The organism is Flavobacterium sp. LAR06, from assembly GCF_041946075.1.
Taxonomy (GTDB): Bacteria; Bacteroidota; Bacteroidia; order Flavobacteriales; family Flavobacteriaceae; genus Flavobacterium.
The window spans coordinates 29,827-54,542 of sequence record NZ_JAUTYT010000013.1; the positions used below are offsets into that span (position 1 = coordinate 29,827).

A 24,716-nucleotide genomic window follows, 5' to 3' on the forward strand; every position below is an offset into this window, starting at 1 on the left:
AAATTTCAATTACTTCAAATTATACGTAATGAATTCAATATTAAAAAGCGATTTAAATAATCTGTCGACGATTCTTGACAGAACAAAACAACAAGGAATAGATTTTTTGAACAATATCGAAAACGTTCCAACTTCTACTAAAAATTCAATTGATCCAACCAGAGAGCTAAACGAATTAGGTTTGGGTTCATTGGCTGCGTTAGAAGAATTTAATGAAAGATTAGCTCCTTTATTGGTTAGTTCACCAGGTCCAAGATATTGGGGATTTGTGACTGGCGGATCAACGCCGGCTTCAATTGTAGGTGATTGGCTAGCTACAGTTTATGACCAAAATACACAGGCGATAAAAGCACAAGGGGGAGTTTCTGCTTTAATAGAATTTGAAACAATTAATTTACTGCTTCAATTATTACAATTGCCGGATTCTTTTTTAGGCGGATTTGTAACCGGAGCAACCATGTCGAATTTCACTTGTTTAGGCGTTGCAAGACAATGGTTTGGAAAACAATTTGGAAAAGATTTTGCAAAAAACGGAATTTCAGAAACAATCAATATTCTGACTGCAACTCCACATTCATCATCGATCAAATCATTGGCGATGCTAGGAATTGGGAGTAATAATTATACCACATTAAAAACAATTGAAGGAAATCGAGAGGCTATCGATATTACTGATTTAGAGAAAAATATTGAAAGTCTAAACGGAAAGCCTTTCATTTTAATTTCAAGTGCAGGAACCGTAAATACAGCAGATTTTGATGATTTTGAAGCTATTTCAAGGCTAAAAGAAAAATACAATTTCTGGTGGCATATTGACGCTGCTTTTGGAGGATTTGCTGCGGTTTCAGATAAATTTAAACATTTTGTTGATGGTTGGGAAGGAGCAGACAGTATTACAATAGATTGTCATAAATGGCTTAACGTACCTTATGAAAGTGCTTTTTATTTGATTAAAAAAGAACATACAAGTTTGCAAGTAGAAACTTTTCAGAATTCGAATGCACCCTATTTAGGGAATCCGTTGGAGAATTTTAATTACCTGAATGTATTGCCGGAAAATTCAAGACGTTTAAGAGCGTTGCCGGTTTGGTTTTCCTTATTGGCTTATGGTAAGGAAGGATTTCAGGATATTGTTGAAAACAGTGCTGCACTGGCATTACATTTTGGAAATGAATTGATCGAAGACGGTAATTTCGAATTGCTGGCTCCAATTCGCCTTAATAATGTTTGCTTTACTTTGAAAGGAAACCACAATCAGGAAAAAGTAAGCGCGTTTTTGACACTTCTAAATGATAAAGGAAAAGTATTCATGACACCAACAGTTTACCAAAACCGAAAAGGAATACGAGCCTCATTTGTGAACTGGCGTACAGCAGAAGAAGATATTAAAATCGTAATTGAAGAAATGAAAGAAACTATTTTGGATCTAGAAATTTAAGATAAAGCAAGAAATTTTTGAAAAGCCGTTTACATTGTAAACGGCTTTTTTTATGACAAAAAAGTAGTTTTTCTTAAAATTGAGCATTGCTTTTTAATTTTTTAGATTCAAAATATTAAGCAAATCTTAAGCTAGATTTAATTATATCTTAAAAAATAAAAACTTTTTTACGAATATGTGTTTTTAAAAGCCAATAATTGTTTTTATTTAGAATAATTAAAAATAGTTTTGGAAAAGCTCTTTGTACCGCCTATTTTTGTGCAAAATTTTATCTCAATCAATTTTAAAATAATGCATATAAAAAAACTATTAATCCTGATATTGGTTCTTTTAGCTTCAATTCAGGGTTTTTCACAAAAAAGTAAAGTAAAATTAAATGGAGTTGTTTTAACACAAAATGGCCAACCTGCTGAAAGTGTTTCTGTGGCATTAAAGGGAACTGGCTATTCGGCATTGACAAATGAAAAGGGTGAATATGAACTTAATGCTGAGCCAGGTGATTACGTGTTGTCGGTTACTTATGTTGGATATAAACCAAAACAAACAAAAATTAATCTACAATCTAATCAGACCGCTGCGACAATAAGTATTGATGAAGATATGGCTGCTCTGGAAGAGGTTCAGGTAAAAGGAAAATCTAAGGTACAAAGAGTAAAAGAAGAGGCCTTTAATATTACTGCGGTTGATTTGAAACAATTGTACAATACTTCTTCTGATTTAAATCAGGTCTTAAACAGAACAACAGGCGTTCGTGTTAGAGAGACAGGAGGAATGGGATCTGCTTTTAATTTTTCATTGAATGGTTTTTCCGGAGATCAGGTGAAATTTTTTATGGACGGAATTCCTTTAGATAATTATGGATCCTCTTTTACATTAAATAATATTCCGACTAACATGGCAGAAAGAATTGATGTTTACAAGGGAGTTGTGCCAATCGAATTAGGAGGTGACGCATTAGGAGGTGCAGTAAATATTATTACAAATAAGAGTGCCAGAAGATATATTGATGCTTCTTATAGTTATGGCTCTTTTAATACTCATAAAGCCGCTTTAAATACACGTTTTACAAGTAAAAATGGTTTCGTAACTAATTTAAATGCTTTTTTTAATTATTCTGATAACAGTTATAAAGTTGAAGGTCAAATTCCAGATCCTATGACGGGAGTTTTTGGCCCGCCAGAGGAACTTGAGCATTTTCATGATGGATATAAACAAGGAACTGTAATAGCCGAAGTGGGAGTAAAAGATAAAAAATATGCAGATTATTTGTTGATAGGCGCAACGGGAAGTGCAAATAAAAAAGAAATTCAGCAAGGACCAACTATGTATAGAGTTGTTGGTGCTGCTTTTGAAGATAGTCAAAATTTGGTAGCTTCCTTAAAGTATAAAAAAGCAAACTTATTTACCAAGGGGTTAACCGCAACCTGGAATGCATCCTACAATGTAGCAGAAGAACGAAAAGTAGATACTTCATCAAGAAGATTTACATGGAGAGGAGAGCGAGAAACCCCAGGATATTTTAATTCCGGAGAAATTAATCAGGTTAAAACTTTAATGGTATTTGATATAAAATCCCTGCAAAGTAATGCTAATCTTAAATACGATCTAAATCAAAATCACTCATTTGGTTTAAATTACACTTATATTGGTTATAAGCGAACTGAGGATAATGAATACATTACTACAGATACTCCAACAAAACCTTTTTTAAATAAAAACATAGTAGGATTCTCCTATAGTTTGTCGGCGCTTGAAAAAAGACTGTCTTTTAACGTCTTTGGGAAAATAATTGATTTAAAAGGAGAAGTGATAACAGACGCAGGAACCACTTCAGAACAAAAAGTAAATCCTTCGTTTAGTAATTTTGGATACGGTTCAGCAGCGGCCTATTTTTTAATTCCTGAAGAGCTTCAGGTTAAAACATCTTTCGAGCATGCTTATAGACTTCCTTCATCTTTAGAATTGTTAGGAGATGGACTTACGGTTAGTCCAAGTCCTAATCTTCAGCAAGAAACCAGTGATAATTTTAACTTTGGGCTTTCTTATAAAAAAATATTTTCAGTGCACTCTTTTGGAGTAGAGGGGAATTTCATCTATAGAAAAGCCAATGATTTTATACAGTTTAGAATAGATCAATCTAATCAGTTTAAAAGAAAAGCTGTTAATTTTAAAAATATACAGGTAACCGGATTTGATGGAGTTGTTCATTATGGTTATAAAGATTGGTTATTTTTTGATGCCAATGCAACTTATCAAAAAACACTTAATAAAGATTCAACCATTTCTCCGGATACTAATCAAATTAATTATTTATATGATACACAACTTCCTAACGTTCCAATTTTTTACGGAAATGCCAATTTAGGGTTCAACTTCAAGAAAATTAAATTTGACGATGACTTCCTTACTGTTAATTTAATGGCAAATTACTCAGCGAGTTATTACTTAAGAAGTCCAAATCTTGGAGAGACAAATAAAAAAGAAATTCCTGAACAGCTTTACTATTCTGCATCTGTAGCCTATTCACTTAAAAACGGCCGCTATAACATTGCCGTAGAATGCTTTGATTTTACCGACGTTAAACTTTACGATTATTTTAGTGTACAAAAACCGGGAAGATCGTTTACGTTAAAACTGCGCTATTTCTTTATGTAATCAAATAAAAATTAAAATCAATTCTCAATCTGTCCTATGGCAGATAAATAAATAATTAAACTAAATATTATGAAAACAATTAAAATTAAAAATCTATTAGCAATTATGCTAATGTCTGTTACTCTATTTTCATGCAGTAGCGACGATTCTCCTGTTGAGGAACCTGAAGTTATTACTCCAGAACCAGTAGTGGTTAATAAATATGTTATTGGTTACCAGACTGATACGTGGAATGAAAATTATATGTGGAGTTTTAGCTCATTAAGCGATTTAATGACAGGAACAATTGATATGACTGGAAAAGGAATCGAACAAGGTGGTTCGTATATTCCTGTTGCTAATACAATGTTTGCATTGGATAGTGAGGCAGAAGGTGCAGCACCTTATTCTTTAAATGCTGCGGGTCAATTAATTGCAGGAACACGCGTTTTGATAGAATCTCCTTATGCTTACGGTGTTACAGACGATAATAAATTATTAATTGTTGGTGCGTCATGGGAAGGTGCAAGTTCAAATAACGAATTAATTGTTTATGATCCTGTGAAACAGTTGATTACGAATCGTAAATTCAATGATTTCGGAACAACTACAGGACGTTTTGATTTTCCTACTGGTGTAACAGTTGTTGGAGATAAAGTATTTGTTACAGTTTTTAATAGAGACGCAAGCGATAATTGGGCTATAGATCAGGCGAAAGCTTATATTAGAGTTTATGATTATCCTTCTTTGACATTCGTTAAGAGAATCGAAGATGCACGTACTACTGCAGCGGGTATGTATTATACTAATACAGGTATTATCCGTACTGAATCAGGAAATGTTTATACTTTCTCTTCAAACGCAAAAGCGGGAGGTTACAGTGCTCCATCTACAACTGTTAATTCAGGAATTTTGAGAATTAACAAAGGTCAAACTGAATTTGATTCTTCTTATTTCTTTGATATTCAGGCTAGTTCTTTAGGTGGTAAAGTGCTTGCTGCTTATCCGCTTGGAGGAGAGAAAGCATATATTGTTTATCTTCCAACTGCAGATGATACTTTGGAATGGGGATTCTTACGTCACTATTCATTTAAATTTAAATCTGCAATTATCGATTTACCATCTAAGAAAATAACTCCGGTAACAGGATTGCCTGGACACGCTGGTGATAATTATTTTGGTATTGGAAGTTTATACTATGAAGATGGTAATGCTTATAAAGCTTTTGTAACGAATGAAGAAGTTCGTATATATAAAGTTAATATAGAAACAGGAGTTGCTACTGCCGGAGCAAAAGTAACTGGTGGTGGAACAGATATTCCTGCAATTACCAAATTGTCGCACACAACACCGGCTACAACAACAAAATAATTAAAACTTTTTGTTTTTAACTTTATAACCATATAAGCAATGTCTTTAGTGATATTGGTTATATGGTTTTTTAATAATAACAATTTCATTACTGGTGAAATATTAAGAATTTTATAATGTCTATTATCACTGAAAAATTTTCTAAAACAAAACAAAAAAACAAATCACGCTTTAGCAAAATAAACGCGTGGCTTCATTTATGGCTTGGATTGGCTAGTGGAATTGTTGTTCTTATAATGGGGATTACCGGCTGTATTTTGGTTTTTGAACAAGAAATAAAAGCAATGACTTCACCCTGGTTAAATGTAGAAGCGCAAAGTGCCGACAAAATTCTACCACCTTCTAAGATCTATGCTGAGGTTAAAAAAGCTTTACCGGAAAAAGATATTCACGGTTTATGGTATAACGGTTTAGATAAAACAATAAAAGTTGATATTGAATCAGATTCTTTGATTTATGTAAATCCTTATAACGGAAAAATTACTGGAATGGTAGATCATGAAGATTTTTTTCATGAAATTGATGAAGGGCATCGCTATTTATGGCTTGGGGAAGAACTTGGAACAACCATAACGTCCTGGGCTACTTTAATTTTCTTTTTTCTTTTAATCAGCGGTATAATTTTATGGTTTCCAAAAAAGTGGAATAAAACAAATATAAACAGCAGTTTCAAAATTAAATGGGATGCCCGTTTTAAGCGACTTAATTACGATTTGCATAATGTATTAGGATTTTATTCTCTCATTTTAGCTTTTTTAATTGCGCTAACCGGATTGATAATGAGTTTTCATTGGGTACGAGAAAGTACGTACTGGATAACCGGAGGTTTTACTAATGAAGAAGTAAAAAAGGAAGTTGTAGCAGAAGTTAAAACAGATAGCCTTTCTAAACCTAAATATGACATGTTGACTGCGTCAGATATTATATTTAATAAAGTTCGAAAAGAAATAGCAAAGGAAAATAAAGAAGCGGTTATTATTAATTTTCCAGATGAACCCAATGATGATTTTTATGCTTGTACGGATATGAAAAATGGTAATTGGAGAGATTTATATTTTAATTCCAAAACATTAGAACTACTTCCTAACTCGAGAAAATATATCGGAAACGAAAAATTTCACGATTGGTTAAGTCGTTCAAATTACAGTCTTCACGTTGGTGCTATTGGGGGATTGCCAACTAAGATTATTTATTTTGCGGCCAGTTTAATTTGCGCCAGCTTGCCTCTTACTGGTTTTTATATTTGGTGGGGAAGAAATAAAAAGAAAAAAGCAGCACTCAGTTAGTAAAACATTTTTTACAGTCCGCTTTTAATAATAAGAAAGAGCCTGTTGAACAGACAGGCTCTTTACTAACATCAAAAAAAAACAAAAAAACAAGGATCTAAAAAACAAAAAAATATTTCGGACTAAGTTTATAATTAAAGACAATTGAAAAATTGACTTGCTTTATAAATTAAGATTGAAATTATGAGAACAATTATATTTGTCATCGTTCGTATATTTTGTATATCATTTGACAAATATATAACTATTTATAATAAGTCTAAATAAAAACAATAAGAAAGTTTCTAAGAAATAGTTAATTAATTGGTGCTCCGTTGTTTGTATGTTTAAGCTATTTTTTAGTTTCCATTTAAGATCTGGAATGCAAATGCGTGAGAATTTAAAAAACAAAAAAAATGCCCTATAAATAGAGCATTTTTTTTTAAACCTAGACTAAGATTGAAACCTATTTAGTAATTTCTCTAAAAACAGCTTCTAAGTTTTTATTTTTCTGATTCAATTGTAATGTTTTTAAGCCATTTTCATTGGCAAAATCAAAAATAGCAGGGCGCATATCTTTATCAGCCACAAAGGTTAATTCCCAGGTCATATCGTGCGTGTTTTTGTATGCTGTAATATTTGGGAGCTTTGCTAAAAGCTGTTCTTCCACCTGATAATCAAATTCAACTTCGATAACTTGTTCCTTATCTTCAGACACTAAATGATCTAATTTTTTATCGGCAACGATTTGTCCTTTGTCAATAATAATGACACGATCACAAATGGCTTCTACTTCCTGCATGATGTGTGTTGACAGAAAAACCGTTTTATCTTTCCCAACATTTTTAATCACATTTCGAATTTCCATTAACTGGTTCGGATCCAGACCTGTAGTTGGTTCATCCAAAATTAGAACATCAGGATTGTGCAATAAGGCGTTGGCAAGTCCCACACGCTGACGATATCCTTTAGACAATTGTCCTATTTTTTTATGACTTTCAGCTGACAGTCCTGTCAGTTGAATTACTTCTTCAATTCTTGACTTTGGCACTTTGTAAACATCGGCATTAAAAGCCAAATACTCACGAACATACAAGTCCAAATACAACGGATTATGCTCCGGCAGGTAACCTATAGACTGTTGTACTGCTTTTGCATTTGTCATGACATCGTGGCTATTTACAAGGGCTGAGCCGCTATCTGCCAATAAATAAGTAGTCAAAATTTTCATTAAAGTAGATTTTCCTGCTCCATTTGGACCAAGAAATCCAACGATTTCTCCCTTCTCAATTTTAAAGGAAATTTCGTTTAAAGCTTTTTGCTCTCCGTAACTTTTTGATATACTGTTTACTTCTATCGACATGACTTTTTATTTGCTACAAAAGTAAACAGAAATAGTCTCGATTGCTAAAATTTATCTTTTAAAGTAATGATAAAAAAAATTAAAGAGCCCGCTATTGACGGCATTGTTATTGTTAAAGGATTGCTAAATAAAATAAAACCCAAATTATGAAAAAAATTTTAGTGATGGCTGCATTGGCTATCTGCAGTTTTGCAAACGCTCAAAAAGGAACAATTTTAGTAGGTGGAAGTGTTGGTTATTCTTCAGAAACAAGAACTCTTGCTAATAACGAAGTAAAAGACAATGAATTTGACTTTTCTCCTAAAGTAGGTTACCAATTTCACGATAATTGGACAGTTGGAGGTGAAGCTTCTTTTGGTTCTTCTAAAACAAAACAAGGAGTAAACGAAGAGAAATTTAATACTACTAAATTAGGTGCATTTTTACGTTATACTATGCCATTGAATCCAACTTTCTCATTCTTTGCAGAATTAGGTTTAGGTTATCAAAGTGAAAAAGAAAAAATTTATGAAGGACCAATCACTTCAACTTATGAAGGTGACGGTATGTATGTTGGTGTAACACCTGCACTTTTCATTAATATGAAAAAAGGTTTTGGTTTAAACTTTAATATTGGAGGTTTAAGCTACGGTACAATAAACTACGAAAACAACGGTCCAGAATACAAAAACTTCGATTTTAATTTTGGTAGAACATTTAACATTGGAGTTTCTAAAAATTTCTAATCTTAGATTTTATATTCAATTTTTTAAAAGCATCTGCCGCGGCGGATGCTTTTTTGTTTTCTGGCTGAAATCTTATGAAAACTAAAAATTCTTATTTAGCTCCGATAGAAGCGATATCCTTTTTGTGTCCGCGACGGCGGACACAAAAAGATATAGCGGGATAGCGGGACTTGACGTGTTTTGAAAATGAAAATTTCTGCTTCTAAAAAAAATAATACCAACAGAAGTGAAATCGAAATTAAATCATAACTACAAGAATTTTCGATTCCACTTGTTGACACTAAAAAAACAAAAATATATTAGGATAAAATTAGGCAGTCACTCCGTTTTCAACAGCAGCTCGCATTTCCTGAGCGGCGGCAACCATTTCGATCAAAGCTTTTTTGGTTTCATCCCAGTGACGTGTTTTTAAACCACAATCTGGATTTACCCATAATTGATCAACCGGAATTACAGCTGAAGCTTTTTCTAATAAACGAACCATTTCAGCAGTTGAAGGTACACGTGGCGAATGAATATCATAAACTCCAGGTCCAATTTCGTTTGGATATTTAAAGTTGGCAAAAGCATCTAAAAGTTCCATTTGCGAACGGGAACATTCTATTGTGATAACATCAGCATCCATATCGGCAATATTCTGAATGATGTCGTTGAATTCACTGTAACACATATGGGTATGAATTTGCGTATCATCCTGAACGCCAGAAGCAGAAATTCGGAATGCTTTTACAGCCCAATCTAAATAATTTGCCCATTCTTCTTTTCTCAACGGTAAACCTTCACGAATAGCAGGTTCATCAATTTGAATAATTTTGATTCCGGCTTTTTCAAGATCTACGACTTCATCGCGAATCGCCAATGCAATTTGTGTACAAGTTTCAGAACGTGGCTGATCATTACGAACAAACGACCATTGTAAAATAGTTACCGGGCCAGTCAACATTCCTTTTACCCATTTTGGAGTTAAGGATTGTGCATATTTCGACCATTTTACCGTCATTGGATTTGGTCTTGAAACGTCGCCATAGATAACAGGAGGTTTCACGCAACGGCTTCCGTAACTTTGAACCCAGCCATTTTTGGTGAACGTAAATCCAGCCAATTGCTCGCCAAAATATTCCACCATATCATTACGCTCGAATTCTCCGTGAACCAAAACATCAATTCCGGTTTCTTCCTGAAAACGAATCGTAGCTTCGGTTTCTTTTTCGATTAAATCGTTGTATTGTTCTGTAGTTAATTCTCCTTTTTTGAATTTCGCTCTCCAGCTTCTCACTTCAGCTGTTTGAGGGAAAGAACCAATTGTGGTTGTTGGAAATAAAGGTAAATCTAAAGCGTCAATCTGGCTTTTTCTTCTTGTTGCAAAAGTGCTTTTACGTTTGTCATCAGAAGCTGTAATTCCGGCAACACGCGCTTTTACTTCATTATTATGAATTAATTTTGAAGTTTTACGATTGTCATTTGCGATTACGTTTCTTTCAAAATCAACAGAGTTTTTAACATCGATTTCACCGGAAGCTAATTGTTTTAATATGACAATTTCGTTGATTTTTTGTTTGGCAAAAGCCAGCCATTGTTTGATTTCCGGAGTTAAAGTTGCATCGTTAGTTTCTAAATCCAAGTCGCATGGACTATGAATTAAAGAACAAGATGGCGCTACCAGAATTCTATTTTCACCCAAAGCGTCAATTGCTTTTTGGATCAATTCTAATGATTTTTTGAAATCATTCTTCCAGATATTTCTTCCGTCAACAACTCCCAAAGACAGCTTTACATTTGAAGCCAATTGTCCCGATTCTAAAATGTCATCTAATTGAGAAGGACAACGCACTAAATCTAAATGGAAAGTATCAACTGGCAAAGCCAATGCGGTTGCTAAATTTTCTCCGAAGCAATCAAAATAATTGGCTAGAATGATTTTAATTTTTGGAAAACGAATGTTAATTTCATTGTATACTTCCGTGAAAGTATTATGCTCTTTACCAGTTAAATTCAAAGCTAAAAACGGCTCATCTAATTGGATATATTCTACATTTTCTGCTTGTAGCTTTTCGAAAATTTCGAAGTAAACCGGAAGTAATTTATCAATAAGATCAATTCGGTGAAAACCTTCTTCTTTTTCTTTTCCTAAAAGTAAATAGGAGATTGGTCCAATTAGAACAGGTTTTGTAGCAATTTTTAAAGCATTTGCCTCTTTGAATTCATTGATTATTTTTTCAGAAAACAATTCGAATTTTTGGTCCTTTGTGAATTCAGGAACAATGTAGTGATAGTTGGTGTCGAACCATTTTGTCATTTCCATTGCCACAACATCCTGTCCGTCTTTTTGCGCGCCTCTTGCCATTGCAAAATACAAATCGATAGCAGAATTTGTTTTGGCAAATTCCTGATAACGTTGTGGAATTGCTCCAACAGTCAAAGTCAAATCGAGAACCTGGTCGTAAAAAGAAAAATCATTAGACGGAATCAAATCAACTCCTGCTTCTAATTGCAAATGCCAGTTTCTGCGACGAATGTCTTTTCCGGTTTCGATTAATTCTTCTACAGAAATTTTTCCTGCCCAATACAATTCTGAGGCTTTTTTTAGTTCTCTGTTGCTTCCAATTCTTGGGTAACCTAAATTATTTGTTTTCATTTTTGATTCAGTATTTTTTACTGAACAAATTTATTGTATTAGATTTTATAACTTATATTTGGTCATTATTTAAGTAAATAGTCTTTTAAAAGTGGATTTTTGAAGATTATAATACTGTGAAAATCTTTATAAAGAACCTTTAGCCGTAAAAATTACTATGGAAAACCTGGATAAAACCGACTTATTGATCCTGAAACACCTTCAGGAAAACTCAAATATCAACACAAAAGACCTGGCTAGTAAATTATTTCTTACTGTTACACCAGTTTATGAGCGTATAAAAAAATTAGAAAGAGATGGCTATATTACCAAATATGTGGCTTTGCTTGACAAGAATAAAATGAATCGCGGAATGACAGTTTTTTGTAATGTGCGATTAAAAGAGCATGCAAAAAACGTGGGAAGCAATTTTGTGAAAGATATTGTAGCGCTTCCTGAAATTATCGAGTGTTATAATATTGCAGGCGATTATGATTTTATGCTGAAGATTTTAGTTAAAGATATGGCTAGTTATCAGGATTTTGTAATGAATAAATTGTCAACGATTGAAAACATCGGAAATACGAATAGTATTTTTGTAATGGGAGAAATTAAGCATAGCACAGCATTGGAGTTTTAATGAATATTTTGTCACAGATTACAATGATTTTTATATGCTCATTGTTTAAATTTCCGCCACGAATTCACGAATTTTTATAAATCATTAGTATTTAAAATAATTCGTGAATTCGTGGCGAATAAAACTTAAATCAAATTAATCTGTGGCCTATTTTTATTCAGTATTATCATAAAATAAAATGTATTTTTGACGTTTAGATCCTAAATCTAAAATCACAAATCTAAAATAAGAAATGAACTGGGAACAACTTTTATCACTAAAACGCCAAGGCGACACTAGCAAAAGATTACGTGTAGAACAAGATGATACACGATTAGGTTTTGAGGTAGATTATGACCGAATTATATTTTCGGCTGCGTTTCGATCTTTGCAGGATAAAACCCAGGTTATTCCACTTTCTAAAACTGATTTCGTACACACGCGTTTAACGCACAGTTTGGAAGTTTCAGTTGTTGGACGTTCTTTAGGACGTTTGGTTGGAAAAAAAATTCTTGAAAAATATCCTTATTTAAAAGAAATTCATGGGTATCATATGAATGATTTTGGAGCCATTGTTGCTGCGGCTTCATTGGCACACGATATTGGGAATCCGCCTTTTGGACATTCTGGAGAAAAAGCAATTGGAGAGTATTTTTCAATAGGAAAAGGATTGAAATATAAAGATAAACTGACTGCAAAACAGTGGCAGGATTTAATAGATTTTGAAGGAAATGCGAATGGATTTTCTGTTCTTACAGCAAGTCGCCCGGGAATTGAAGGCGGACTAAGAATTTCATACGCCACTTTAGGGGCTTTTATGAAATATCCAAAAGAAAGCCTTCCTAAAAAACCAACAAACAATATTGCAGATAAAAAATATGGTTTCTTTCAGACTGATAAATCATTCTTTGAAGAGGTAGCTAATGATATGGGAATGATCGCCAATAAAGAAGATGGTGATATTGGTTTTGAAAGACATCCTTTAGCCTACTTGGTTGAAGCTGCAGACGACATATGTTACACTATTATCGATTTTGAAGACGGAATAAACTTAGGATTGGTTTCTGAAGATTATGCTCTGGAATATCTTATAAAATTGGTAAAAGATAATATTGGCGTTGCTAAATATAAGTTGTTAGAAACTAAAGAAGACCGAATTAGTTATTTGCGTGCTTTGGCAATTGGTGCATTAATTAATGATGCTGTTGATGTTTTTATTGAAAATGAAGAAGCAATTTTGCGTGGAGAATTTCCGTTTGCCTTAACCGATAAAAGTAAATACAAAGCCCAAATGAATGATATTATCAACTTAAGTGTTGAGAAAATCTATCAAAGCCGTGAAGTAATCGAGAAAGAAATTGTGGGTTATCAAATTATTCAGACTTTGCTGGATAAATTCATAACAGCGTTCAATAATAAATATGATGGAACTGCTTCAAACTATGATAAATTGATTTTGAAAATGCTGCCGGAAAAGCATCATTTAGACAAAGGAAATTTATACGAGCGTTTGCTTCATATCTGTCATTATGTTTCGCTTTTAACAGATGGAAATGCGTTAGAATTGTTTGAAACAATCAACGGAAGAAAGAATAATTAATTAGAACCTTTCAGAAGCTTAACTAATAAAAAATCACCCCATAAAATGATCATTTTATGGGGTGATTTTATTTTTTTAAAATTGATTTTTTACTATTGAAAAGCATATACAAGGCCAACACCTAAAACTTGTCTTAACTGCGCTCTTGGTCCGTCATTAACCTGAGATGTTGCTCCGGTAGTTGGATCAACAACATCCTTTTTAGTTTTGATATCGTCGTCATAAACTAAATGTATACCAATATTTGCTTTTACATAAGCATTTACAACAAGATCTAAACGGGTATCATAATCGACATCGACGTTTCCGAATTTGTTTAAATAATCCGTATAAAGGCTTAATCTGTTTTCGTAAAATATATTTTTAAAAACCTCACTTTTCATATAGGCAGTAAACAAAATACCAAATTCGGCTTTTACTTTTTGTCCTTCTTCAACTAATATCTGAGCGGTAGGATCGAGAGGATCTGGTGCGTAAACTGCTTTTCTAACACCAAAAGATCCCTGATTAGCTAAATAATCGTCTAGTACCAAAGTGGTCTTTAAAGTGATTGGTGAGAAATAAAACGTTCTGTTTTTTGCTTTATTTGAGTTTTCAGCTCCGGCTCCTAAAAAGATATAGGCTGGTGCAAAAGGTTTGGAAATCTCAATATCTTTATTTGGATAATTATAACCGTTTGAAAATTGCGTATTAAAATTGAATTTCGCTGAATAATACCAATTTGAGACGGTATCTTTTCTAAATCCGTAGGTCGAGTTTAACTGAAATGCATCGTCCGTTTTTCTTAATTCGGTACCATCCTGTTTATTTAAACCATATTTTACAATAAGTTCGTTCACCCATTTATGATTTCCTTTGGCATAAGTTCTTCCAAATTCACCCTTAAATAAACCTGAGATAGAACTTGTTCCCCCGGCACTCCAGTTAACAAAAGCAATTTCTGAAATGTCAAAACCTACTTGGTTTTTTTTAGTCCAGTTAGAGGGTAATTTTGGTAATTGATTTGGGTCTAAAGTCGTTTGGATAATTTGAGCGAAGTTATTTGAAGTACACAACAGCAACAGCAACAAAAGGGTAGAACGCAATAATTTCATTAGGTTGAATTTAATATTTCGGTTGTGCAAAATAATTATTTTGAATCGTTAGAAAAAAGATTTACCAAACTTTTAACGTCAATTTTACACAATTGTTGCAATTGATTTACAGTTCCATGCTCAATAAATACGTCCGGAATACCCAAAATTTGAATATCATTTTTGTAATTATTTGCAGCAGCAAATTCTAAAATAGCGCTTCCAAATCCTCCATTTATTGTTGCTTCTTCGATAGTGATTATACGATTGAAGCTAGAAAAAATAGAGTGTAATATATTGTTGTCTAGTGGTTTAATAAAAGGAAAGTCATAATGGACAATCTCGTCAGAATTTAAACATTCATCAAGTGCTTCAATAACATTATTACCTATGCTTCCAGTTGATAAAACCGCAATTTTTGTGCCGTTTTTTAGGCAGCTGGCTTCACCTATTTTAATTTTTTCATAATGTCCGAAATTTTCTACTTCCCAATTTGGTAAAACACCTCGCCCGCGTGGATATCGAATGGCGATTGGATGGTCAAGTCCTAATTGAGCAGTATATAAAATATTTTGAAGTGCAATTTCATTGATTGGCGCGTAGATAATCATGTTGGGAATTGCTCTTAAATACGCAATATCAAAAACGCCATGATGGGTAGCGCCGTCTTCGCCAACCAAACCCGCTCTGTCTAAGCAAAAAATAACAGGAAGATTTTGTAAAGCGACATCGTGGATAACCTGATCGTAGGCGCGCTGTAAAAATGTCGAATAAATATTGCAGTACACAATCATACCCTGAGTTGCCATTCCAGCTGCAAGAGTTACGGCATGTTGTTCTGCGATTCCAACATCAAAAGCACGTTCGGGAATTTCATCCATCATAAATTTTAAAGAACTTCCGGATGGCATTGCAGGTGTAATTCCGATGATTTTTTCGTTCTTTTTGGCTAAATCCAAAATCGTTAAGCCAAAAACATCCTGATATTTTGGAGCTAAATTTTCTTCTGATTTTAAAAGGAGCTCTCCCGTCGTGGCATCAAATTTGCCAGGTGCGTGATATTTGACCTGATTTTCTTCAGCCTGTTGTAAGCCTTTTCCTTTGGTAGTAACAATATGAAGAAATTTAGGGCCTTTTATATTTTTTAATCTGTTGAGTTCTTTTATTAAATTCGGAAGATCATGACCGTCAATTGGACCTGAATAATCAAAATTCAGAGACTTGATCATGTTATTTTTCTTCGGATTTTTCCCTTCTTTTACTGCAGTAAGATATTGTTTAAGCGCACCAACACTAGGGTCAATTCCGATAGCATTATCATTCAGAATGACCAGTAAGTTAGCATCCGTAACTCCCGCATGATTCAAACCTTCGAAAGCCATTCCGCTTGCAATTGAAGCATCACCGATAACTGCAATATGTTGTTTATTAATTTCGCCTTTTAATTGGGAAGCAATCGCCATTCCGAGAGCTGCAGAAATAGAAGTGGAGGAGTGCCCAACGCCAAAAGTATCATAAACGCTTTCGCTTCTTTTAGGGAAACCGGAAATACCTCCAATTTGTCTGTTAGTATGGAAATTTTCTCTTCTTTCGGTCAAAATTTTATGTCCATAAGCCTGATGGCCAACATCCCAAACCAGTAAATCTTCGGGTGTATTAAAAACATAATGTAAAGCAATAGTCAATTCTATAACACCTAAACTGGCGCCCAAATGACCTTCTTTCACAGAAACAATATCAATAATAAATTGACGTAATTCTTGTGCGACTTCTGGAAGCTGTTCTTCAGAAAGTAAGCGTAAATCGGCAGGATTGACTATGTTGGAGAGTAAATTGCTTTTCATTGTAAGGTAAAAAGCAAATTTACGGTTTTAAATTTAATTTTTTAAGTGAGATCTTATTCCAATACAATTGGTAAGGAATATTGCATTCTTATTTTTTTTCCATTAGATTCTCCCGGCTGCCATTTTGGGGATAAGCTTAAAACTCTAATAATTTCTTGCTCTATTGTTTTGTCAACTACCGGTACTGATTCAATATAGGACAAAGACCCGTTTTTTTCTACTGCAAAAGAGATTCGAATTTTGAGGTTTTTGGCATTTACATTTTCCGGTGTTTTAAATTCTTTTCCAAAAAAGGTATAGAATGGATCAATACCTCCTGGGAATTCTGCATTTGTCTGCATTACAGCACCCGTAACAAATTTGGAATCATCTTCTTTAACTTGATTTGAAGGATGTTTTTTATCTGTAATGTTTTTGCTGGAATTTACAGAAACTGGTTTTTTAAATTTAACCTGGTCTACTTTTGGAGGAGGTGGAGGGGGTGGTACAATAGTATCGTGTAAATTATTAATTTTTGGATCACCAACAGAAATATGATCTACTGGAACATCATCTTGAACAACTTCAACTTTATCAATTTTTTGCTTATTTCCGTTTTTATCCTGACAACTAAACAAAGTTGTTCCCATTGCTATAAACAATGCCAGTAAAAACATTTTGTGATAATACGTTTGATTATGCAAAATGCGACTTGGAATTTGAATGTTAATCGTATCCAATTGGGAATTTTTAAATCTTCCGCAGATCTTTTTATTTTGATTTTGGATGAAAAAATGCTGTACTTCATCAGGTAACATCGAAGTGAAGTCCATAACGGTTTTAGAACAGCTCATACAAAAACGACCATCTTCAGTTGGAGTCATTTTATCCCAGTTTTCATGGCATGGTTTAGGAATGGTTATTTTATGTTTCATTCTTTATTACTTAAATGGAATTGGCAAAGTGTAAGTGGAGCGAACAATTCTATTTTTTCGTTTACCCGGAATCCACTTTGGAGTTTTTTCTAAAATTCCGATGATATCTTTTTCACTTACTGAAGTTGTATTTTTAAGTATATTAAAATTGCTAAGACTTCCGTCGCCTTCAATTACAAATAAAAGGGATATTTCTCCTTGTTTTGCTGTGATAAGATTTTTTGAAAAATTGGAAGTGAATTTTTTTATTCCATTTTTAGGAACAGCAGCAACATCTAAATCATTTGAATTATAAATAATTCCGTAATGTCCAGATTGAGGTTCCTCTTGTCCAGATTGAGAGTGTTCTTCGGGATTAAGTTTGTCTATAGGCATCAAAATAATTCCAGTAGTAGCGCGTTGTTCTGGTTTGACATCTTCTACAATTTCAATTGTATCTATTTTTTTCTTATTTCCGTCTTTGTCTTGACAACTAAATAATGTAGTGCCCATAGTTGCAAAAAGTGCCAATAAAAACATTTTTCGATAATGGATTTGGCTGTGTAATATTTGAGATGGAATCTGAATATTTATTTCACTTAACTGTTCACTTTTAAGTCTTCCACAGACATTTTTATGTGAAATAAAATACTGCTGAATTTCCTCCGGAAGCATTGACGTAAAATCGACAACAGTTTTTGAACAGCTCATGCAATAACGGCCATTATCTTTTGGCGTCATTTCATTCCAGTTTTCGTGGCAAGGTTCTGGAATCGTTATTTTAAATTTTCTTTCCATATTTCAATATCAGAATTTAAATGTAATAAAAAATAAATACGAAAACAGTATTTTTGCAACTATGATAAATCCTTTCACCGACGAATATTTTATGAAAAAAGCTTTACAGGAAGCTGAAGTTGCCTTTGATAAAGGTGAAATTCCTGTTGGAGCTGTAATTGTAGTAGCCAATAAAGTAATTGCGAGCAGTCATAATTTAACCGAATTGTTGAACGATGTTACAGCTCATGCAGAAATGCAATCCATTACAGCTGCAGCCAATTTTCTTGGTGGAAAATATCTAAAGGATTGTACCTTATATGTAACCCTCGAACCTTGCCAAATGTGTGCAGGTGCTTTGTACTGGAGTCAAATTTCGAAAATTGTTTTTGGTGCGAGAGATGAGCAACGTGGTTTTATGGTTATGGGAACAAAACTGCATCCCAAAACGACTGTAGTTTCTGGAATTATGGCTAATGAAGCTGCTGATTTAATGAAACGATTCTTCATTGAAAGACGAAAATAATTTTTAAAAACTTCAACAAAAGTTAAATAGTTAGAGTAGCGAATTTTCCTCTTAAAATATTTCAGAAAATACTTTACATTTACTACAATATAATTGGCATTTGGCTAGTTATGGTTTTAATAGTAAAATGTTAAAACGTTCTGTCATTTCTTTAAAATTCGTAACCCATTAACTCTAAATAAAAGTGAAAGCAAAAGGATTAGTTCTCGTGTTTTGTGTGTTTTTTATTTTTCAATCTTGCGGCAGAAAATCAGCAGCCGATTTTAATTCCGATTTTTCATTATTTAAAGAGTATATAGTCAGTTTCACGGGAGGAATAGTCTCGTCGGAATCTGATATTCGGGTGGTTTTGGCTTTCGATAAAAAAGACTGGAAAGCCAATCAGGTTTTAGACAGCGATTTGTTTGATATTTCGCCAAGTGTTGATGGAAAAGTCGTGGCACTTTCTCCTAATACAATTGCGTTTATTCCGGAAAAAAAATTAAAACCGGGAACAGAATATCAGGTTACTTTAAACTTAGATAAACTGATCACATTTCCAAAAGAGAAAGAAAAGGAACTTTCTGATTTCAATTTTACGGTTAAAACCATCAAGCAGGATTTTACCATAAATACGGCTGATATTCAATCGTACAGCAAAGAATACCAATACCTAAACTGCGTTCTTAAAACAGCAGACAATATTGATATTGAAACCGCTAAACAGCTGGTTGAAGCCAAGCAAAAAGGGAATAATCTTAAAATTAAATTTGAGAAAAACTCAGGTTCCGGAAAAGAATTCCATTTTATGATTGATAGTATTCAGCGTTATTCTGAAGCAACAAATCTGGAAATTATTTACGACGGAAGTGATTTTGATATTGATCAGAAAGGACAAATCGATGTTCCGATTACGAATATAAACGAATTTAAAATCGTCAAAGTTGAAGTTCCGGATGGAAGCAATCAATCCGTTTTGATTAACTTTTCTGAACCTTTGGAAAAAGGACAGAATTTTGCAGGTTTGGTTTCGATTCAGAATACCAATAATCTTAAATTTTCAACTCAGGGGAATTTGCTAAAAGTGTATTTCAATAATGAAAAAGCACCTGTTCAAAAGGAAGTTACTGTTTCTGTTCCGGTAGAAGAAACGGCGGTTTCTTTAGTAGATTCGGCTGCCGTTGTGGTTGATAGTGCTGCGGCGGTTGTAGACGATGCCGTAGAAGTAGTTCAGGAAGAAGAAACCGCAGCCGAACCGGAACAAATTTTGGCAGGAGATTTATTGATTGAAGTTTTTCAGGGAATTGAAAGTCAGTACGGCAAAAAAATGGACTCGAATTACACTGAGAAAATCTCTTTTGACCAAATCAAACCAAGTATTAAATTCATTAAAAACGGAACTATTTTACCAAGTTCTAATAATTTAAAACTGAATTTCGAAGCCGTAAACTTAAGTGCGGTTGATGTAAAAGTCTATAAAATTTACAAGAATAATATACTGCAATTTCTTCAATACAATGAATTAAACGGAGCTCAAAATCTCAAGAAAGTGGCTCAGCCCATCGCCAAAACAACGCTGAATTTAATTGAAAGCAAATTGATAAACCCAGCTAAGTGGAACACTTTTGCTTTGGATTTATCTAAAATTATTACACCGGAACCCGGAGCCATTTATAGAGTCGAATTTGTATACAAAAAGAAATATTCTTTATACAAATGCGAAACTTCAGAAGAAGGTTCAAATGAGGAAGAAGAGGAAGAAGTTGATGAAAATGATGTGAATTATAGTGAAAACTCGTATGACGATTATTACTATGACGATTACGAATGGAGAGAAAGTCAGGATCCTTGTACAAGTTCCTATTATTATAATGCTAAAATCGCAACTAATATTCTGGCAACAGATTTAGGTGTAATTGCAAAAAGAGGCGAAAATAAATCGTATGTATTCGCTGTAAACAATATTGTAACAACAGAGCCAGTTTCAAATGCAAGAGTAGATTTGTATACCTATCAGCAGCAAAAAATCGCTACTTCAGCTACAAGCAGCGAAGGAATTGCTTCTTTTCAGTTGAATAAGTTTGCCTATTTTGCTATTGTTTCTTTAGGAAATCAGTCCACGTACGTGAAGCTGGATGACGGACTTTCACTGTCTGTCAGTAATTTTGATGTTGCGGGCGAAACTTTGCAAAAAGGTTTAAAAGGTTTTATTTATGGAGAACGTGGCGTTTGGCGTCCGGGCGATAATTTGTATTTGTCTTTCATTTTGAATGATGCTTCAAACAAACTTCCCAAATCACATCCCATCAAATTTAGATTGAATGATCCGAATGGAAAAACGGTTTACCAGACGGTTCAAAAGACAAATGAACTGAATCATTATGCTTTTACAGTTCCAACAAGTCAGGATGCGCCAACAGGAAATTGGGAAGCAATGGTAAGCGTTGGTGGTGCTAAATTTTACAAAAGCATCAAAATTGAAACGATTAAACCGAACCGTTTAAAAATCAAAAATACATTTACAAGAAAAACACTTTCATCATCTTATCCAAATACTGATAATCTAGAAGTAACATGGCTTCACGGTGCAATTGCTAAAAATCTGAATGTAGAAATGCAGGCAAAATTTTCTCAGCAAATTACCACTTTTAAAGGGTACGAGAAATTCAGTTTTGATGATTTAGTGCGTCAATTCAGCACAGAAGAAATTAATGTTTTCTCTGGAAAATTAAACGAAAACGGAAAAGCAGCTGTAAATATTCAGCCAAAATTACAAGGTCAGGCTCCGGGAATGCTTCGTGCATCGTTTATTACAAAAGTGTATGAAGAAGGAGGAGATTTTAGTACCGATGTCATTTCGACTACTTATTCTCCATATAAAACCTATGTCGGAATTAAATCGCCGGAACCTAACAAATACGGAATGTTGGAGACCAGAACTAACAATCGTTTTGATATTGTGACGGTGGATGAGAATGGAAGACCGAAATCGGTAAGAAACCTTGAAGTGAAAGTATATAAAGTCGACTGGCGCTGGTGGTGGGATGCTTCTAGTGATAACTTATCGAATTATAATTCTTCGAATGCGACTACTTCATACAAAACATTTGTAATCAATACCGATTCAAGCGGAAAAGGAAGTGTTCAGTTTTCGTTAACCGATGAAGAATGGGGACGTTACTTGATTCGTGTTTCAGATAATGCAGACGGTCATGCAACAGCTTTAACGGTAAATATTGACTGGCCAATTTGGTCTGGAAAAACACGTAACAGAGATGCTTCAACGGCCAATATGTTGGTTTTTTCTACAGATAAGAAAAACTATGCTGTAGGCGAAAAAGCGCAGATTTCTTTCCCTTCAAGTGAAGGTGGAAGAGCTTTGGTTTCTATAGAAAACGGATCAAAAGTAGTGCAGACCATTTGGGCGAAAACACAAAAAGGAGAAACAAAAGTTGAGGTTCCAATAACTTCGGCAATGGCTCCAAATGTGTATTTTAATATCACCTTATTACAGCCTCACGCTTCAACGAAAAATGATTCGCCAATTCGTATGTATGGAATTGTTCCTATTGAAGTAGTGGATAAAAATACGATTTTGGCACCAACACTTTCAATGCCGGATGTGTTAAAACCAGAGCAGGCTTTTACGGTAAAAGTGGGAGAGAAAACAGGGAAAGGAATGACCTATACTATTGCGGTTGTTGATGAAGGTTTACTGGATTTAACCCGTTTTAAAACACCAAATGCCTGGGATAGTTTTTATGTTCGTGAAGCTTTGGGTGTTAAAACCTGGGATATTTATGATGATGTAATAGGAGCGTATGGCGGAAAAATAAATCAGATTTTCAGCATTGGTGGAGATCAGGATTTAGGCGGTGGAAAAGCTAAAAAAGCCAATCGTTTTAAACCTGTGGTGCTGTATTATGGCCCGTTTAAATTGGAAAAAGGGCAAACGAAATCACATCAATTAAAATTACCAAAATATATTGGTTCTGTTCGAACTATGGTGGTTGCGGGAGATGCCAATACAAGCGCTTACGGAAGTGTTGAAAAAGCAACTCCGGTAAAAAGTCCGTTGATGGTTTTGGCTTCGCTACCAAGAAAAATTTCGCCTTCAGAAAAAGTAACAATTCCGGTTACAGTTTTTGCAACGGAGAATAATATCAAAAATGTTTCGATTCAGATTAAAACGAGCAATGGCTTAAAAGTTATGGGAAGCGCAACGCAATCCTTGACTTTTGCTTCGCCTGATGAAAAAATGGCCTATTTCAATTTGGTTGTAGGTTCTGCTACCGGAATTGCGAAAGTTCAGGTTATTGCTACTTCTGGAAAAGAGAAATCGGTTTATGATGTTGAAATCGATATGACGAATCCAAATCCGGTTACGAATACTTTTACCGATGTGATTCTGACACCAAACAGCACCAAAACGATTTCATGGAAAACATTTGGTGTTGCTGGAAGCAATAAAGCAAGATTGGAAGTTTCATCAATGCCAACGATGAATTTGAATGGAAGATTGCAATATCTTATTCAATATCCGCATGGATGTGTGGAACAAACAACTTCTTCTGTCTTTCCACAATTGTATTTAAATGATGTTGTCGATTTAGATGCAACACGCAAAGGAATTATTCAAAAGAATATTACTGCTGGAATTACAAGATTAGGAAGTTTTCAATTATCAAATGGAGGAGTGGCTTACTGGCAAGGCAATACAATTGCAGATGATTGGGGAACTTCATATGCCGGACATTTCTTAATTGAAGCAGAGAAAAAAGGCTATGTGTTGCCAATTAATTTCAAATCAAAATGGATTTCGTATCAACAACGCGAAGCAAAACAATGGCGTTTTGAAGCGAAATACGGAAATGATTTAGCTCAGGCTTACAGATTATATACGTTGGCTTTATCCGGAAATGCCGATTTATCTTCAATGAACAGATTAAGAGAAACCAAAGGAATTTCAAACGAAAGTAAACTGCGTTTGGCTGCGGCATATGTTTTGGCGGGTCAAAAATCGGCTGGATTGAACTTGTTTTTACATAGCAAAATTGAAGACGAATCTAGTAGCTACAATTATTACTATTACGGTTCAAGCGAAAGAAACAGAGCAATGGCTTTGGAAACAATGTTACTGTTAGGACAAAAACAAAAAGCATTTGATATGGCTTCAAAATTAGCTAAACAAATGTCAAATAATCAATGGATGAGTACGCAGACAACGGCTTATTGTTTGTATGCTATGTCGAAATTTGCTGTAAGTAACGGTCCAAAAGGAATCAATATTCAGTTTAGCAAAAATGGAAAAGGCGAGACGATAAATACTCAAAAAACAATCGCAGACAGAAGTTTGGTTGCTCAAACGGGTTCTAATAGCATAACACTGAAAAACATTAAAAATAATACGGTTTACGTTCGTGTTTTGAATACTGGAGTATTGCCAATCGGGCAAGAGAAAGCAGTACAGAGTGATGTTTCGGCTTCTATTGTTTTCAAAAACAGAAAAGGAAGTGTTATTAATGTTTCTAAAATTAGTCAGGGAACTGAATTTATTGCCGAAGTTACTATTAGAAATCAAAGAAATGAACACGTTGAAAATGTAGCATTGTCGCAAATTCTGCCTTCAGGATTCGAAATCGTAAATACCCGTTTTACGGATTACGGCGATGCAACAAACAACATTGCAGATTACATTGATATTCGCGACGACAGAACTAATTTCTATTTTGGAATGAAAGCCGGAGAAACAAAAGTCTTCCGAATTTTGTTGAACGCTTCTTATCTTGGGAATTATTACTTGCCAGGTTTACAATGTGAGGCGATGTATGATAATACATTTTTAGCCAGAACAAAAGGATTTTGGGTTGAAGTGGTAAAATAAAATAATTAGTCACAGATTACACGGATTAAAAAGATTTTTAAATCTGTGTTAATTTGTGTAATCTGTGGCAAAAAGAATCTTTGCGCTCTTTGCGGTTAAATAACTACTAAG

At 34.1% G+C, this 24,716-nt stretch carries 15 protein-coding genes; 9 read left to right on the plus strand and 6 right to left on the minus strand.

All coding sequences use genetic code 11. The features are described 5' to 3' along the window. The first annotated feature begins 28 nt into the window (after positions 1–28). From Q7C23_RS18055 to Q7C23_RS18070, 4 genes are all read left to right on the plus strand, one after another. On the plus strand, positions 29–1,438 hold the full coding sequence (locus Q7C23_RS18055) for a pyridoxal phosphate-dependent decarboxylase family protein (RefSeq protein WP_375033812.1): 1,410 nt from the start codon (positions 29–31) through the stop codon (positions 1,436–1,438). A 291-nt stretch (positions 1,439–1,729) separates the two neighbouring features. Next, positions 1,730–4,093 carry a TonB-dependent receptor gene (locus Q7C23_RS18060; protein WP_375033813.1) on the plus strand — a complete coding sequence of 788 codons (2,364 nt, stop codon included), beginning with the start codon at positions 1,730–1,732 and terminating at the stop codon, positions 4,091–4,093. A gap of 69 nt (positions 4,094–4,162) precedes the next feature. Continuing rightward, entirely contained in the window at positions 4,163–5,443 is a 1,281-nt protein-coding gene (locus Q7C23_RS18065; protein ID WP_375033814.1) for a DUF4374 domain-containing protein, read from the plus strand. Positions 5,444–5,559: 116 nt separating this feature from the next. Further along, positions 5,560–6,729 carry a PepSY-associated TM helix domain-containing protein gene (locus Q7C23_RS18070; RefSeq protein WP_375033815.1) on the plus strand — a complete coding sequence of 390 codons (1,170 nt, stop codon included), beginning with the start codon at positions 5,560–5,562 and terminating at the stop codon, positions 6,727–6,729. Between the two features lie 445 nt (positions 6,730–7,174). On the opposite strand, the gene gldA is transcribed toward Q7C23_RS18070, so the two are convergent. Beyond that, positions 7,175–8,071 (minus strand): gliding motility-associated ABC transporter ATP-binding subunit GldA, encoded by an 897-nt coding sequence (gene gldA / locus Q7C23_RS18075; RefSeq protein WP_375033816.1) that lies wholly within the window; start codon positions 8,069–8,071, stop codon positions 7,175–7,177. A 146-nt stretch (positions 8,072–8,217) separates the two neighbouring features. On the opposite strand from gldA, the gene Q7C23_RS18080 reads away from it, so the two are divergent. Then, complete coding sequence (locus tag Q7C23_RS18080; protein ID WP_375033817.1) at positions 8,218–8,796, plus strand: outer membrane beta-barrel protein; 579 nt, start codon at positions 8,218–8,220, stop codon at positions 8,794–8,796. A 310-nt stretch (positions 8,797–9,106) separates the two neighbouring features. Here Q7C23_RS18080 and metE read toward each other — a convergent pair whose 3' ends face one another. Beyond that, positions 9,107–11,431 (minus strand): 5-methyltetrahydropteroyltriglutamate--homocysteine S-methyltransferase, encoded by a 2,325-nt coding sequence (metE, locus tag Q7C23_RS18085; RefSeq protein WP_375033818.1) that lies wholly within the window; start codon positions 11,429–11,431, stop codon positions 9,107–9,109. 157 nt (positions 11,432–11,588) lie between these two features. On the opposite strand from metE, the gene Q7C23_RS18090 reads away from it, so the two are divergent. Next, positions 11,589–12,050 carry an Lrp/AsnC family transcriptional regulator gene (locus Q7C23_RS18090; protein WP_375033819.1) on the plus strand — a complete coding sequence of 154 codons (462 nt, stop codon included), beginning with the start codon at positions 11,589–11,591 and terminating at the stop codon, positions 12,048–12,050. A 232-nt stretch (positions 12,051–12,282) separates the two neighbouring features. Beyond that, entirely contained in the window at positions 12,283–13,629 is a 1,347-nt protein-coding gene (locus tag Q7C23_RS18095; protein ID WP_194658504.1) for a deoxyguanosinetriphosphate triphosphohydrolase, read from the plus strand. A gap of 92 nt (positions 13,630–13,721) precedes the next feature. On the opposite strand, the gene Q7C23_RS18100 is transcribed toward Q7C23_RS18095, so the two are convergent. Genes Q7C23_RS18100 through Q7C23_RS18115 form a run of 4 tightly spaced genes read right to left on the minus strand, consistent with a single transcriptional unit; the run spans position 13,722 to position 18,237 of the window. Continuing rightward, positions 13,722–14,723 (minus strand): DUF3078 domain-containing protein, encoded by a 1,002-nt coding sequence (locus Q7C23_RS18100; RefSeq protein WP_375033820.1) that lies wholly within the window; start codon positions 14,721–14,723, stop codon positions 13,722–13,724. 35 nt (positions 14,724–14,758) lie between these two features. Beyond that, the gene (locus Q7C23_RS18105; RefSeq protein WP_375033821.1) at positions 14,759–16,546 is read right to left on the minus strand and encodes a 1-deoxy-D-xylulose-5-phosphate synthase; all 1,788 of its coding nucleotides are present in this window, start codon (positions 16,544–16,546) and stop codon (positions 14,759–14,761) included. A gap of 53 nt (positions 16,547–16,599) precedes the next feature. Next, positions 16,600–17,460, minus strand: coding sequence for a hypothetical protein (locus Q7C23_RS18110; RefSeq protein WP_375033822.1), 861 nt, complete (start codon positions 17,458–17,460; stop codon positions 16,600–16,602). A gap of 6 nt (positions 17,461–17,466) precedes the next feature. Beyond that, the gene (locus Q7C23_RS18115; protein ID WP_375033823.1) at positions 17,467–18,237 is read right to left on the minus strand and encodes a hypothetical protein; all 771 of its coding nucleotides are present in this window, start codon (positions 18,235–18,237) and stop codon (positions 17,467–17,469) included. Between the two features lie 61 nt (positions 18,238–18,298). Here Q7C23_RS18115 and Q7C23_RS18120 point away from each other — a divergent pair, with 61 nt between their 5' ends. Both Q7C23_RS18120 and Q7C23_RS18125 read left to right on the plus strand, forming a co-directional pair. Further along, positions 18,299–18,742: a nucleoside deaminase gene (locus tag Q7C23_RS18120; RefSeq protein ID WP_375033824.1), complete on the plus strand. Its 444-nt coding sequence runs from the start codon at positions 18,299–18,301 to the stop codon at positions 18,740–18,742. 184 nt (positions 18,743–18,926) lie between these two features. Continuing rightward, positions 18,927–24,605, plus strand: a complete 5,679-nt coding sequence (locus Q7C23_RS18125; RefSeq protein WP_375033825.1) for an alpha-2-macroglobulin — start codon at positions 18,927–18,929, stop codon at positions 24,603–24,605. Positions 24,606–24,716: the final 111 nt, after the last annotated feature.

Excerpts from the sequence above, each read along its gene's own strand:
- Q7C23_RS18055 (WP_375033812.1), top strand. The coding sequence starts at position 29 with ATGAATTCAATATTAAAAAGCGATTTAAATAATCTGTCGACGATTCTT.
- Q7C23_RS18060 (WP_375033813.1), top strand. The coding sequence starts at position 1,730 with ATGCATATAAAAAAACTATTAATCCTGATATTGGTTCTTTTAGCTTCA.
- Q7C23_RS18065 (WP_375033814.1), top strand. The coding sequence starts at position 4,163 with ATGAAAACAATTAAAATTAAAAATCTATTAGCAATTATGCTAATGTCT.
- Q7C23_RS18070 (WP_375033815.1), top strand. The coding sequence starts at position 5,560 with ATGTCTATTATCACTGAAAAATTTTCTAAAACAAAACAAAAAAACAAA.
- gldA (WP_375033816.1), bottom strand. The coding sequence starts at position 8,071 with ATGTCGATAGAAGTAAACAGTATATCAAAAAGTTACGGAGAGCAAAAA.
- Q7C23_RS18080 (WP_375033817.1), top strand. The coding sequence starts at position 8,218 with ATGAAAAAAATTTTAGTGATGGCTGCATTGGCTATCTGCAGTTTTGCA.
- metE (WP_375033818.1), bottom strand. The coding sequence starts at position 11,431 with ATGAAAACAAATAATTTAGGTTACCCAAGAATTGGAAGCAACAGAGAA.
- Q7C23_RS18090 (WP_375033819.1), top strand. The coding sequence starts at position 11,589 with ATGGAAAACCTGGATAAAACCGACTTATTGATCCTGAAACACCTTCAG.
- Q7C23_RS18095 (WP_194658504.1), top strand. The coding sequence starts at position 12,283 with ATGAACTGGGAACAACTTTTATCACTAAAACGCCAAGGCGACACTAGC.
- Q7C23_RS18100 (WP_375033820.1), bottom strand. The coding sequence starts at position 14,723 with ATGAAATTATTGCGTTCTACCCTTTTGTTGCTGTTGCTGTTGTGTACT.
- Q7C23_RS18105 (WP_375033821.1), bottom strand. The coding sequence starts at position 16,546 with ATGAAAAGCAATTTACTCTCCAACATAGTCAATCCTGCCGATTTACGC.
- Q7C23_RS18110 (WP_375033822.1), bottom strand. The coding sequence starts at position 17,460 with ATGAAACATAAAATAACCATTCCTAAACCATGCCATGAAAACTGGGAT.
- Q7C23_RS18115 (WP_375033823.1), bottom strand. The coding sequence starts at position 18,237 with ATGGAAAGAAAATTTAAAATAACGATTCCAGAACCTTGCCACGAAAAC.
- Q7C23_RS18120 (WP_375033824.1), top strand. The coding sequence starts at position 18,299 with ATGATAAATCCTTTCACCGACGAATATTTTATGAAAAAAGCTTTACAG.